At 63.0% G+C, this 12,791-nt stretch carries 11 protein-coding genes; 5 read left to right on the forward strand and 6 right to left on the reverse strand.

Annotated elements, in window-relative coordinates:
- Positions 1-1,055 (forward strand): toprim domain-containing protein (locus tag V7N12_RS11660; RefSeq protein WP_333714741.1); only part of this gene is annotated, 1,055 nt, incomplete at its 5' end.
- Between the two features lie 51 nt (positions 1,056-1,106).
- Here V7N12_RS11660 and V7N12_RS11665 read toward each other — a convergent pair.
- From V7N12_RS11665 to trhO, 3 genes are all read right to left on the reverse strand, one after another.
- Positions 1,107-2,039, reverse strand: a complete 933-nt coding sequence (locus V7N12_RS11665; RefSeq protein WP_333714742.1) for a hypothetical protein — start codon at positions 2,037-2,039, stop codon at positions 1,107-1,109.
- Between the two features lie 165 nt (positions 2,040-2,204).
- Positions 2,205-3,215, reverse strand: coding sequence for an AbrB family transcriptional regulator (locus V7N12_RS11670; protein ID WP_333714743.1), 1,011 nt, complete (start codon positions 3,213-3,215; stop codon positions 2,205-2,207).
- A gap of 57 nt (positions 3,216-3,272) precedes the next feature.
- The gene (trhO, locus tag V7N12_RS11675) at positions 3,273-4,178 is read right to left on the reverse strand and encodes an oxygen-dependent tRNA uridine(34) hydroxylase TrhO (RefSeq protein WP_333714744.1); all 906 of its coding nucleotides are present in this window, start codon (positions 4,176-4,178) and stop codon (positions 3,273-3,275) included.
- Between the two features lie 169 nt (positions 4,179-4,347).
- On the opposite strand from trhO, the gene pncA reads away from it, so the two are divergent.
- Both pncA and pncB read left to right on the forward strand, forming a co-directional pair.
- Positions 4,348-4,941: a bifunctional nicotinamidase/pyrazinamidase gene (gene pncA / locus V7N12_RS11680; protein ID WP_333714745.1), complete on the forward strand. Its 594-nt coding sequence runs from the start codon at positions 4,348-4,350 to the stop codon at positions 4,939-4,941.
- Between the two features lie 51 nt (positions 4,942-4,992).
- Positions 4,993-6,285 carry a nicotinate phosphoribosyltransferase gene (gene pncB / locus V7N12_RS11685; RefSeq protein ID WP_333714746.1) on the forward strand — a complete coding sequence of 431 codons (1,293 nt, stop codon included), beginning with the start codon at positions 4,993-4,995 and terminating at the stop codon, positions 6,283-6,285.
- Between the two features lie 136 nt (positions 6,286-6,421).
- Here pncB and V7N12_RS11690 read toward each other — a convergent pair whose 3' ends face one another.
- Positions 6,422-7,519, reverse strand: coding sequence for a diguanylate cyclase (locus tag V7N12_RS11690; RefSeq protein WP_333714747.1), 1,098 nt, complete (start codon positions 7,517-7,519; stop codon positions 6,422-6,424).
- Positions 7,520-7,727: 208 nt separating this feature from the next.
- Here V7N12_RS11690 and V7N12_RS11695 point away from each other — a divergent pair, with 208 nt between their 5' ends.
- Positions 7,728-9,644, forward strand: coding sequence for a polysaccharide biosynthesis protein (locus V7N12_RS11695; protein WP_333714749.1), 1,917 nt, complete (start codon positions 7,728-7,730; stop codon positions 9,642-9,644).
- Positions 9,645-9,722: 78 nt separating this feature from the next.
- Positions 9,723-10,928 carry a hybrid nucleoside-diphosphate sugar epimerase/sugar transferase gene (locus V7N12_RS11700; protein WP_333714750.1) on the forward strand — a complete coding sequence of 402 codons (1,206 nt, stop codon included), beginning with the start codon at positions 9,723-9,725 and terminating at the stop codon, positions 10,926-10,928.
- Here V7N12_RS11700 and V7N12_RS11705 read toward each other — a convergent pair.
- Positions 10,925-12,028 (reverse strand): glycosyltransferase family 4 protein, encoded by a 1,104-nt coding sequence (locus V7N12_RS11705; protein ID WP_333714752.1) that lies wholly within the window; start codon positions 12,026-12,028, stop codon positions 10,925-10,927. The genes V7N12_RS11700 and V7N12_RS11705 overlap by 4 nt on opposite strands.
- A gap of 13 nt (positions 12,029-12,041) precedes the next feature.
- Entirely contained in the window at positions 12,042-12,668 is a 627-nt protein-coding gene (locus tag V7N12_RS11710) for a class I SAM-dependent methyltransferase (protein ID WP_333714753.1), read from the reverse strand.
- Between the last annotated feature and the right edge of the window lie 123 nt (positions 12,669-12,791).

A 12,791-nucleotide genomic window follows, 5' to 3' on the forward strand; every position in this document is an offset into this window, starting at 1 on the left:
GCGGCAAGATCCTGAACGTGGAACGCGCGCGCTTTGACCGGATGCTGTCCAGCCAGGAGGTCGGCAACCTTGTCATGGCGCTGGGCACCGGCATCGGGCGGGATGAATTCAATATCGACAAGCTGCGCTACCACAAGGTCGTCATCATGACCGACGCCGACGTGGACGGGGCGCATATCCGCACGCTCTTGCTGACCTTCTTTTTCCGCCAGATGCCGGAACTGATCGAAGGCGGTTATCTCTATATCGCGCAGCCGCCGCTTTACAAAGTCACCCGCGGCAAGTCCGAGGTCTACCTCAAGGATCAGGCGGCGATGGAAAACTACCTGATCGAACAGGGGGTCGAAGGCGCCATGCTGCGGCAGGGCAACGGCGAGGAAATCACCGGCAACGACCTGCACCGCGTCGTGGACGAGGCACGGCAGCTGCGGCGCGTGCTCGACGCCTTCCCGACGCACTACCCCCGCCACATTCTGGAACAGGCGGCGATTGCAGGGGCTTTCGTGCCCGGTGCGGTCGATGCCGACCTGCAAGGGGTGGCCGACAAGGTGGCCAAACGGCTCGACCTGATCGCGCTGGAATGGGAACGCGGCTGGACGGGCCGCATCACGCAGGACAAGGGAATGCGGCTGGCCCGGATCCTGCGCGGCGTGGAAGAGGTGCGCACGCTTGATGGCCCCCTGTTGCGGTCGGGCGAGGCGCGGCGCACCGGCACCTTTACCCAAAGCCTGAAAGACGTCTACGACCTGCCCGCGACCCTGCACCGCAAGGACCGCAGCCAGTTGATCCACGGACCGCTCGACCTGCTGGATGCCATTCTGGAAGAGGGCGAAAAGGGGCTGTCGCTGCAACGCTACAAGGGCTTGGGCGAAATGAACCCAGACCAGTTGTGGGAAACCACGCTCGATCCCGACGCGCGCACGCTGTTGCAGGTCAAGATCGAAGACGTGGCCGAGGCTGATGATCTCTTCACCAAGCTGATGGGCGATGTGGTCGAACCGCGCCGCGAGTTCATCCAGCAGAACGCCCTGAACGTCGAAAACCTCGACTTCTAGAACGGCAAAAGGCCCGCGGGATCGCGGGCCTTCGCCGTGTCCGGCCGTGTCTTAGTAGACGTTCAGCCCGCCGCCGATGCCTAGATCAGGCTGAAGGATACCCAAGCCATTGGCAAAGTCGGTCCTGATCGCATTGCGCATCCGCGTATCCAGCCGCTTGCGCTCGCCCATCTCGAAGGTCAGGCCGATGCGCATCATGGTCGCGTCGGTGCTGTCGGTGATGAACTGGCCGAAGGCCGCGTCAATCGTTGCGCTGTCGCTGATCCGGTAGCCACCGCCCAGTGAATAGATGGTCGTGTTGTCGCCGAAGAAGCCGTCCAAAAGCTGAAGATCCGCGCTGACGAAGAAGTTGGGGTTGACGTCATAGCTGCCGCGCGCGCCAAAGACGGTCGCATCCACGCCCGAAATGCCGACATGATAGGCGCGCCCGAAGATGGGACCCGCAGCATAGTCCGCCGACACATAGTAGACCGTCTCGTCAAGGTCCGAGACGGTCTCGACGACACCCCCTATGGTGATCTCCGGCGTCACCGAACCTTCGCCGTAAAAGGTGGTCACGGTGAAATCATCGTCATTCCCCAAGGGGCGTTCGTGAAGAATGGCCGTGCCGAAAGACCCTGTCCGGTATTGCGCAAATGCCTCGTAGCCCGAATAGCTTTCGCTGCCGTCGATCGTGAGACCGGTCAATCCGGCACCGACCATCAGCTGGGCCGTCGGCATGTAGGCAACAAAGCCGTCATAATTCGCAAAGGTCTCTTGGCTGCCCAGATCCAGCGTCTGGTATGCACCGGATGCGCCGAAGAGGAACTGGTTGTAGGTCAACTCGACCGCGCCCGAAAGCGTGAGTGACTGAAACTCGTCGCTGTCGGTCTGGATCATCGCGCCGTTCAGGTTGCCGGTGGCATAGCTCAGGTCCTGCGCCGAAGCCTGGCCTGCAAGCATGGCGACGGCGATTGCGGTGGTCAGTGTCAGTGTCGTTTTCATTGTCATCTTCCTTTGGGTAAGGGCCTGATTGCCCGTTGCGCTGCGAACGCAGCCGGACCCAAGGCCCCTGATCCGCGTTTCAGGGATGTGTCGTGCGGGATCGGAAGATGGTTCAAAGAAATCCGCAAAAAAATCGGGCGCGCATCGCAACACCGCGTGGGCCTGTCAGCTACGGCGGCTGAAGGCCTTGAAAACAAGGGGTGCAATCGCGATCACGATGGTGATCCGCACAATATGCATGGACGAGACATAGGTTGCGTCCTGATCCATCGCAATCGCCAGAAGCGACATCTCGGCCAGCCCGCCGGGCGCATAGGCAAGGAACCCTTGGGTCAGGGGAATTGCGCTTGCCAGATAGATCCCTTCGGCAAAAGCGACGGCGACGATCAGCATCAGGAAGGTGGCGACGAGACTTAGGCCCATGTCGCGCCGGATTTCCTGCATGGTCGCACCCAGAAAGCGGGTGCCGATGATCGTGCCGATGGTCAGCTGCGCCGCGATCACCAGCAGGGTCGGGGGCGCGACTGTCACAAAGCCGGTCACATGGGTCGCAGCACTCAGGATCATCGGGCCAAGGATAGGTGCGGCAGGCAGGCCAAGGCGCTTACCAAGCATGTAACCCGCCACCGCGCAAAGCCCGAGAATGACATAATCGCGCAAGGTGATGTCGTCCACGGCGATCCATCGGCTGGCGGTCTCGCCATTGCTGGACATCCCCAGAAACAGGCCGAAGAAAAGCGCGACAAAGACGATGACCAGCATCACGCGCGAGGCATGGGCCATGGCGATCTGCCGCTCGTTGCCGCCTGCCTCGGCCCCGAGCAACAGCATCTCGTTCAGCCCGCCCGGCATGGCGGAATAAAAGGCCGTGGTGCGGTCGTAACCGCCGATCCTGCGATAGACGGTGTAGGAAATGACCCCAGCCACCGCCAGAAACAGCGGCAAGACCGCAAGCGTCAGGGCCCAGCTTCCCAATTGGCCGATGGTCTCGGGCGTGACACCGGACCCCAGCAGCACGCCGAGGACCGGGATGATGAACGGGCGCAGCCGCGCAGGCCCCACGACCGGTGCACCCAGCAAAGCCACCAGCGCAGTCGCGATCATCGGCCCCAGCATCCACGGCAGCGGTGTGCCGATCAGGCTGGCCAGACCGCCGCCCGCCAAGCCGATCGCCAACGCAAGGGCCTGCCCCCTGAATGAGGCTGTTAGGCGCATGGGGTCATGCCGGGCATCTCACAGGCCACCGATATGGTGCGTGCCGCGCGCCTTGGCGAGCGTGATCTGCTTCTGGCGCTCGCGGAAACGGGTCTTGTCTTCCTCTGTCGTCTCGTCGATGCACTGATGGCAGGACACGCCCTGTTCATAGGCGGGATGGGACCGGTCCGCGGGCAAAAGCGGGCGGCGGCAGGCATAGCACAGGACATGCGGCCCTTCCTGCAGGCCGTGGCCGACGCTGACGCGCGCATCGAAAACGAAGCAGTCGCCGTCCCATTTGCTGTCTTCCGGTGGCACCTCTTCAAGGTATTTCAGGATGCCGCCCTTCAGATGATAAACCTCGTCCACCCCTTGCCCCAGCAGGAAGTTGGTGGATTTTTCGCAGCGGATGCCGCCGGTGCAGAACATGGCGATCCGCTTGTTGTGGAACCTGTGTTTGTTCGCCTCCCACCATGCGGGGAACTCGCGAAAGCTTTTGGTTGCGGGATCGATGGCGCCCACGAAAGTGCCGATGGCGACCTCATAGTCGTTCCGGGTGTCGATCACCGCCACATCGGGGGCCGAGATCAGCGCGTTCCAGTCGGCCGGATCGACATAATGCCCGACCCGCGCCACCGGATCGACGTCCGGCTGACCCATCGTCACGATCTCTTTCTTCAGCCGGACCTTCATGCGGTGGAAGGGCGGGGTCTCGGACCGGCTTTCCTTCCAGTCCAGATCGGCACATCCGGGCAGGGCGCGGATATGGGCCAGAACCGCGTCGATCCCCGCGCGGCTACCCGCGATGGTGCCGTTGATGCCCTCGGGGGCGATCAGCAACGTGCCCGAGATGCCTTCGGCCTTGCAGAGCGCCTGAAGCGGTGTCTGGATCGCCGACGGATCGTCGAAGCGCGTGAAATGATAGAGGGCGGCAATGGTATACATGCCTTGCCATTACGCCGCATGTGCGAAATCTTCAAGCGTCGCAGGGGGCTTTGCCCCCGTCCCCTGCGGGGCCTCCCCCAGGATATTTTCGGGCCAATAATGACGACAGGATGGTCGCAATCATCGGGACGCGCTGTTATGGAGGGCGCAAACCCAAACGGAGATGACCATGACACATGCCCTTCTTGTGATCGACGTCCAGAATGATTTCTGCCCCGGCGGTGCGCTGGCCGTGGCGGGCGGGGATGAGATCGTGTCGGGGATAGGCGCGCTGATGGATGAGTTCGACGCGGTGATCCTGACGCAGGACTGGCATCCGGCGGGGCATTCCTCTTTTGCCAGCAGTCATGGAGCGGCCCCCATGAGCATGACCGAAATGCCCTATGGCAGCCAGGTTCTCTGGCCGGATCACTGTATTCAGGGCACGGGCGGGGCGGCCTTTCATACCGCGCTGGACGTGGACCGTGCCGACCTGATCATCCGCAAGGGATACAACCCCGCCATCGACAGCTATTCGGCGTTTTTCGAAAACGACAAGACCACGCCGACCGGGCTGGAGGGCTATCTGCGCACGCGCGGGATCACGACGCTGACGCTTGTCGGGCTGGCGACCGATTTCTGCGTGACCTATTCGGCGGTGGATGCCGCGCGGCTGGGGTTTGGGGTGACCGTGCGGCAGGATCTGTGTCGTGCGATCGACTTTGACGGCTCGCTCGCCGTCGCCATCGCCGAGATGCGCGACGCGGGCGTGACACTGGTCTAGCAACCGCGTTCCGCTTGGTCTAACACCGGCGCCCAAAGAGGGTAGGCAGTCATGGTCGATATCGCAACGCGGGTCTGGAACCACAAATGGAAGATCGATCCGATCGTCCGGTCGTTGATCGACACGGATTTCTACAAGCTGCTGATGTGTCAGTCGGTCTTTCGCAACCGGCCCGACACGCAGGTCACCTTTTCGCTGATCAACCGCACCAAGACGATCCGTCTGGCCGAACTGGTCGACGAGGGCGAGCTGCGCGAGCAGCTTGACCATATCCGCTCGCTCCGCCTGACGCGGGGCGAGAGCACCTGGCTGCGCGGCAATACCTTTTACGGCAAGCGCCAGATGTTCACCCCCGCCTTCATGGAGTGGTTCGAGAACCTGGCCCTGCCGTCCTACCATCTGGAAAAGCGCGACGGGCAGTATGAGCTGACCTTCGAAGGGGCCTGGCCCGAGGTCATGATGTGGGAAATTCCTGCCCTCTCCGTGATCATGGAATTGCGCAGTCGTGCGGTCTTGGGCGGCATGGGGAAATTCGAACTTCAGGTGCTTTACGCCCGCGCGATGACGAAGCTCTGGACCAAGGTCGAGGCGCTGCAACCGATGCAGGGCCTGCGTCTGGCCGACTTCGGCACGCGGCGGCGCCACAGCTATCTGTGGCAGGACTGGTGCGTGCAGGCGATGATGGAGGGTCTGGGCGACAGTTTCACCGGCACCTCGAACTGCCGCATCGCCATGATGCGCGAGATCGAGGCGATCGGGACCAATGCCCACGAACTGCCCATGGTCTATGCCGCCCTTGCCGAGGACGACGCCGCCCTGCGCCAGTCACCCTATGATGTTCTGGCCGATTGGCATGAAGAACACGACGGCAACCTGCGGATCATCCTGCCGGATACCTTCGGGACCAAGGGGTTTCTTGACGGTGCGCCCGACTGGCTGGCAGGCTGGACCGGCATCCGCGTGGACAGCGGCGATCCCGCGACGGGGGCCGAGACCGCGATCAACTGGTGGAAGAGCCGCGGCGAGGATCCGACGCAGAAGCTGGTGATCTTTTCAGACGGGCTGGACGTGGACAAGATCAAGGAACTGCACCAGCAATTCGCGGGGCGGTGCCGTGTCAGCTTTGGCTGGGGCACCATGCTGACGAATGACTTCACCGGTCTGACGGCGGGTGATGCGCTGGCACCGTTCTCGCTTGTCTGCAAGGCGGTTTCGGCGAACGGGCGCCCGACCGTCAAGTTAAGCGACAATCCAAACAAGGCCATGGGCCCCGCCGATGAGATCGCGCGCTACAAGCGGGTGTTCGACGTCAGCGAACAGCCTTCGATCGCCGTCACGGTCTGACGCGACTGCCGCCGGGGTCCGGGGCTGGGTGCTGCAGCCGCCCACGAAGGCGGCGGGGTTCGCGGTCCTTCGATCAGACCGGTTGGCGCCTGACCCCCGTTGATGTCTGCAACGCTTTGACGGGCAGCCGGTTTCATCAGGCCGCCGAGACCAGTGTGCTTTTGGGGTCATAGGCCAGATGCAGGCAGTTCTTGCCTGCCCGTTTCGCCATCAGCAACTGCGCATCGGCGCGCCTGATCAATTCGTCCAGGGAATAACATTCCTTCGACCAGAAGCCGCCCATGCTGATCGAGGTGCGCACCTGCAGATCCGCGATGGAGAGCGGGCGTTGATTGACCTGCAAGCACAGGCGTTCGGCAATCCCGCCCAAGTCGCCTTCGGTGACCTCGGTCAGGTAGACCGAAAACTCGTCGCCGCCGTGGCGTGCGAAGATCGCGCCAGGCCGCAGGCTTTCGGTGATTCGCTTGGCGATCACCTCGAGCACGGTATCGCCGATGTCGTGGCCGTGGCTGTCGTTGATCTGCTTGAAATTGTCGACGTCGAAATAGAGCATCGCCTGACCTACACGCGGGTTGAACCTGCGGCGGTCGGCCTGGGCCTGCAGGCCGCGGCGGTTCAACAGGTTGGTCAGCGGATCGCGGATGGCATGCGTTTCAAGTTCCAGCCGGTGGTCCTGCAAGGCGATCTCGCGCCGGAAAAGAAGGCCCAGCACCACAGCCCCGACAACGTTGCTGATCGTCAAAACCGGCGCGACGACTGGCAAGAGGTCAAGCGCGACATCGAAAGGCAGCAGGAAGATCGCCAGCAGGGCGGGGGTGACGGCCAGACCCAGTGCGGCGTCTGCGACCATAGTGCTTTGGAAACGGGGACGCAGCCAGCGCATATAGGCCAACGCCAGAAGATAGGCGGCGACAAGCCCCGCGAGACCGGCATAGACCCCTGCGCCGCCGATGATGACGCGGCACACCAGCCCGATTCCCAGCGCGGTCACACCGGCGACCGGCCCGGCAAAGACGGTCGCCGTGGCGATCAACACGCTGCGAGGGTCGAAGATCAGCCCTTCATCCAGATACAGCGGATTGGTCATCCCGATCACCAGTGCCATGCCGAACATGCCCCCGAATGCCACGTCGCGATAGCGGCTGCGGCCATATCCGTGCAGCACAAGGTTGAAAACAAAAGCGATGCCGAAGACGGCAAGTATCGGGGAAAGCAAAAGCTGTAACTGGGCCATTCTGATCCATCCATTTTCTTATGGTATGGGACATATCCGCGAAAATCCTTAAGATTGGATGAGGCAGGCACGGCGCAAGGTGCCCAAGGCCTGTCCATATCAGGCCACAATTGCTTGCTAGGGACAGGCATAAGACAATGGCAGCGCCACCACAGGCCGTGGCGGGGAACATTTGATCATGAACCAGTTTTTCAAACGGGCCGCCCTCATGAGTCGTCGCCGCAAGGTCGCGCTTCAGATGTCGCTGGATGCCGTTCTGATCGTGTTTTGCTTTCTTGCGGCCATGACCCTGCGCTGGGACCACCTTTACTTTCTCGAACGCGCAAGCATCTGGTGGCCGGTCGCCACGTCCTTGCCCGCCACATTGATCGCCTTCTGGTATTTCGGCCTCTATCGGTCGATGATGCGTTTCGTCACCAGCAACGTGGTCGAGATCATCGCCAAAAGCGTCGCGATCTCGGCTGTGATCATGTATGTGACCAACATGATCCTGACGGCGGGCGTGCCGCGCTCGGTGCCGTTCATCTATGCGGTGCTCTTGTTCCTGTCGGTCGGCTTTATCCGCTTTGCCGTCCGGCACTATTTCCACCTGCCCATCCAGTCCAAGAAGACACCTGTCGTCATCTACGGGGCGGGCGATGCGGGCCGCGACCTGCTCAATTCGCTGGTGCGGGGGCGTGACTATGCGCCCGTCGGCTTTATCGACGACGACCCCTCGCTGCACCGGCTCAGCATCGGTGGCATCCCTGTGATGTCCCCCAAGGCGCTCGAGGTGCTGACCGAGGATCTGGGGGTCACCGTCGTCCTGCTGGCCATTCCCCGCATCGACCGTGCGCGCCGGCGGCAGATCATCGCGCGGTGTCAGGACCTGCGACTTGAAATCAAGACCATCCCGACCGTGTCGGATATCGTCGATGGGGTGGCCAAGGTCTCGGACCTTCGGCAGGTGACGCCGGACGAACTTTTGGGCCGCGATCCAGTGGCGCCCGACAGCGATCTGCTGGCCAGAAACATCGCAGGCAAGGCGGTGATGATCACGGGCGCCGGCGGTTCGATCGGCAGCGAGCTTTGCCGTCAGGTGCTGGCCCAGAAGCCGCAGACACTGGTGCTCTATGAGCTGTCCGAACTGGCGCTCTACCTCATCGAGGCCGAATTATCGCAGGTCGCGGCCCGCACCGGTCTGGACACGGTGATCGTGCCAGTTCTGGGAAACACGCAGGATCGGGGCCGCGTGGATGAAACCGTCGCAACCCATAGCATCAAGACCATCTTTCACGCGGCCGCCTACAAACACGTGCCGCTGGTCGAAGACAACATCGCCGAGGGCCTCAAGAACAATGTCTTCGGCACCCTGACCGTCGCGCAGGTCGCGCAAGCGCATCGGGTGGAAAACGTCATCCTGATCTCGACCGACAAGGCGGTGCGGCCGACCAACGTCATGGGCGTCAGCAAGCGGATAGCCGAACTGATCTGTTCGGCCCTCGCACAGGACGGTGGCGCGACGGTGTTTTCGATGGTCCGCTTCGGCAATGTCCTTGGCTCGTCCGGCTCGGTGATCCCGCGTTTCCAGAAACAGATCGAGGCAGGCGGCCCCGTGACCGTCACCCACCCCGAGATTTCGCGCTATTTCATGACTATCCCCGAGGCGTCACAGCTTGTCATTCAGGCGGGGGCGATGGCGGCGGGCGGGGATGTCTTCGTTCTCGACATGGGCGAACCGGTCCGGATCGCCGACCTTGCCGAGACGATGATCCGCCTGCATGGCCTGACGCCCTACAGGGTCGATCACCCCGAAGAGGTCTTTCCCGACAAGGGCGATATCCCGATCTGCTTTACGGGCCTGAGGAAGGGCGAGAAACTGCACGAGGAATTGCTGATCGGCGAAGTGGCCGAACAGACACGGCATCCGCGGATCATGAAAGCCTCGGAACTGGCGCTGCGGCCGGATCAGTTGATGCCGGTCCTCGACCGTCTGTTTAGCGCCTGTCGTGACAACGACGTGACCGCGATCCGCGCCATTCTGCATGACCTGCCGCTGGGTTACAGGCCGACGCAGGACAGCCCGATGGCGGTGCTGGACGCGCCCGGAATGGACGTCGATGTTCCGCGATCATGGGCCAGCTAGCGGTTTTTGCGCAGGGCAATAGACAGGCATGAAGACTTTCCCCAGGCAAGACCCGTGCTGCAAACGGGACAAGGCAACATGAAACTGGTGATCACCGGCGCATCCGGTTTTGTCGCGCAAGACCTTGTGCCCCTGCTGATTGCGCGCGGTATCGAACCGGTGCTGATCAGCGACCGGACAGAGATGGTGAGGTCCCGCTTCCCCGACCTCACCTGCGACAGCTACGACCGGATCGGACAACACCTGCCAGATGCCGCAGGCGTGCTGCACCTTGCCGCCAAGAACAACGACACCGCCGGCACACTGAATGATTTTCGCAAGGTCAATGTGGGGCAAACGCTGGACGTCCTCGCTGCGGCGCGGGACGCAGGCGTGCCGCATTTCATCTTTGCCTCCAGCTTTCACACGCTTGGCCTGACACCGCCGGATGACCCCTATGCCCGCTCCAAGGCCGAGGCCGAGGCAGCATTGCAGGCAGAAAGCGGCATCAGCATCAGCGTGCTGCATTTGCCTGCGGTCTATGGGCAGGCTTTCAAGGGCAAGCTTGCCATGCTCAACCGCGTGCCCGCCTTCGGGCGCAAGCTGCTGCTGCCGCTTCTCGGGGCACTGAAACCGGTGGTGCATGTCTCGGCGATTGCCGATCGCGTCGCGCGCATCCTCAGGAATGATGCAGATCCGCCGCATTACCTGCGGGACCCTGCGCTCGGGAATCCGGTCTTCATCGGGGCCAAGCGCATCGTCGATCTGGTAGCTGCGCTTGCGCTGCTTGTCTTTCTTGGCTGGCTGATGGTGATCGTCTGGGTTGCGGTCCGGCTGGACAGCCCCGGTCCCGGGCTTTTCCGGCAAGAGAGGGTGGGGCGCAATGGCAAGAGCTTCATCTGCTACAAGTTCCGCACCATGCAGCAGGGCACGAAACAGGCCGGCACGCATGAGGTGGGCGCCGCATCCGTGACCCGACTGGGGCGGGTCCTGCGCAAGACCAAGCTGGATGAACTGCCCCAGATCGTGAATATCTTCCGCAACGAGATGAGCCTGATCGGCCCGCGCCCCTGCCTGCCGTCACAAACCGCACTGGTCGCGGCACGCCAGCGGGCCGGTGTGCTGACGGTCAAGCCGGGGATCAGCGGCTTGGCGCAGGTGCACGACATCGACATGAGCGACCCTGACCGTCTGGCGCGCGTTGACGCGCTCTATGTGGCGCAAGCCAGCCTGGTGCTCGATCTCAGACTGATGATCAAAACGCTGACAGGGGCAGGGCAGGGCGACAAGGTCAGGGGGGCCTAGGCCCCCTTGATCAGATCGAGGTAGGCATCCACCACGATCCGTTCGTCATAGTGGCTCTCGACATGACGGCGGCTGGCTGCACCCATTGCGGCCCTTTGGGCCGGGGTCAGTGCCAGAAAACGCCCCATCGCTTCAGCCAGCGCTTTTGCATCCTGCGGCGGCACCAGAAAGCCGTTGACACCGTCCGCGACCGTATCGCGGCAGCCCGGCATATCGGTGGTGATCAAAGGGCGGCCCATCGCGCCTGCCTCCAGCAGGGATCGCGGCGTGCCCTCGCGGTAGAAAGAGGGCAGAACCACGCAATGGGCCTGCCGGATGGCGGGGCGCACATCCGCCTTGCTGCCAAGATAGGTCACGACACCCTCGGCCACCCAAGCGTCGATCTGCGCTTGCGGGATCGCGGTTTTGCTGTCGGGATCGACCGGACCCAAAAGCTGGAACGCCACCGCGGGATGCCGCGCCTTCAGGCCCCTTGCGGCCTCGACGAAAACCCCGATCCCCTTGTCGCGCAACATGCGGGCGACGACCAGAAATACGACGTGCTCGTCATCGGGCATCCCGGCCATGGCGAACCGCGTCAGGTTCACCCCCGACCCGGGCAGCAGATGCGCGCGATCAGGGGCGACCACGCCCTTATCCACGAAAACCGCGCGATCATCCGCATTCTGGAAAAACACCCGCACGGCCCGCCGCAGCGCCACCCCGTAAAGCCAGCGCACCACCCCGCCCAGCACCCCGCGCGACCCGAAAGCAGGGCCGAGACCCGTGACATTCGGCACAAACGCAAGCCCCAAGGCACGGCAGGCCAGCCCCGCGTAGATGTTGTTCTTGATCGTATAGCTGAACACCATGTCAGGGCGCAGGTGCCGCAATCGCGCATGGATCATGGCCAGAGACCGCGCCTCGACCAGCGGATTGGCCCCGTTGCGCGCAATCGGGACCGGCACCACCTCGGCGCCCATCCGCCGCAGCGTCTTGCTGTAACGATCCTCGGGCGCCAGCACGGTGACGCGATGCCCCGCCGCCACCAGCGCTCGGATCAGCCCGCCGCGGAAGTTTGCCGCAACAAAGCTGAGGTTCGTGGTGATGACGATGTGCAATTCCGCCCCCGGCCTACCGCTTGCGCGCGATCACGATGGTCCCCGTCGGCGCATCACTGCCCGAGCGCAGGCACCACCCCAAGGGTGTGGCCAGATGCGACAGCACCCGCAGCGGCACCAGCCCGCGCGAGGCGGTGGTGACAAGGTCCAGAAACACATGCAGGCGATTGCCGAAGGGGATCACATCCAGCTCGAAATCCGCCGCGAGCGAGGCCCTGAAATAGCTCGGCGTCAGCCGGACGAAATCGTAAGGATCACCATGCAGGTGAAACAGGAACGGCGTCGTGATCAGCAGCTCTCCCCCCGGCCGCAAGACCCGCCGCATCTCGGCCAGCGCGCCAGAGGTGTCATGCACATGTTCCAGCACCTCGATGCACAGGACGGCATCGTAAGCGGCGTCCTCGAACGGCATCGCCGTGATATCCCCCACCACGTCGATCCCCGCGAGCGCCTCGATATCCAGCGCCACAACCGAGCAACTGTCATCCAGCAAATGGCGATGCGGATTATGCCCCGCCCCCACGATCAGGACACGGCCACGGACCCGCGCGGGCAGATGGCGCGCCAGAAACTTTTCGAGCATCGCGCGATGACAGGTCGGCAACAGGCGCTGGCGGAGTGACTTGGGGTTCGACGGCATATGCCCGTGGCGCCTCTGCATGGGTCAAGAGTGATGGAGGCACTGTCGGTCGGAGAAGCGGGTGGCGTCAAGCGCGGGGGGAAAGAGACGGTGCCTAGAAGGGTAGACTTCAACGATCTTCAC

Source organism: Yoonia sp. (assembly GCF_036770585.1).
Classification (GTDB): Bacteria; Pseudomonadota; Alphaproteobacteria; order Rhodobacterales; family Rhodobacteraceae; genus Yoonia.

Bases quoted from the DNA above. Each gene is read 5' to 3' on its own strand.
- V7N12_RS11665 (WP_333714742.1), bottom strand. From the start codon at position 2,039: ATGAAAACGACACTGACACTGACCACCGCAATCGCCGTCGCCATGCTT.
- trhO (WP_333714744.1), bottom strand. From the start codon at position 4,178: ATGTATACCATTGCCGCCCTCTATCATTTCACGCGCTTCGACGATCCG.
- pncA (WP_333714745.1), top strand. From the start codon at position 4,348: ATGACACATGCCCTTCTTGTGATCGACGTCCAGAATGATTTCTGCCCC.
- pncB (WP_333714746.1), top strand. From the start codon at position 4,993: ATGGTCGATATCGCAACGCGGGTCTGGAACCACAAATGGAAGATCGAT.
- V7N12_RS11690 (WP_333714747.1), bottom strand. From the start codon at position 7,519: ATGGCCCAGTTACAGCTTTTGCTTTCCCCGATACTTGCCGTCTTCGGC.
- V7N12_RS11695 (WP_333714749.1), top strand. From the start codon at position 7,728: ATGAGTCGTCGCCGCAAGGTCGCGCTTCAGATGTCGCTGGATGCCGTT.
- V7N12_RS11700 (WP_333714750.1), top strand. From the start codon at position 9,723: ATGAAACTGGTGATCACCGGCGCATCCGGTTTTGTCGCGCAAGACCTT.
- V7N12_RS11710 (WP_333714753.1), bottom strand. From the start codon at position 12,668: ATGCCGTCGAACCCCAAGTCACTCCGCCAGCGCCTGTTGCCGACCTGT.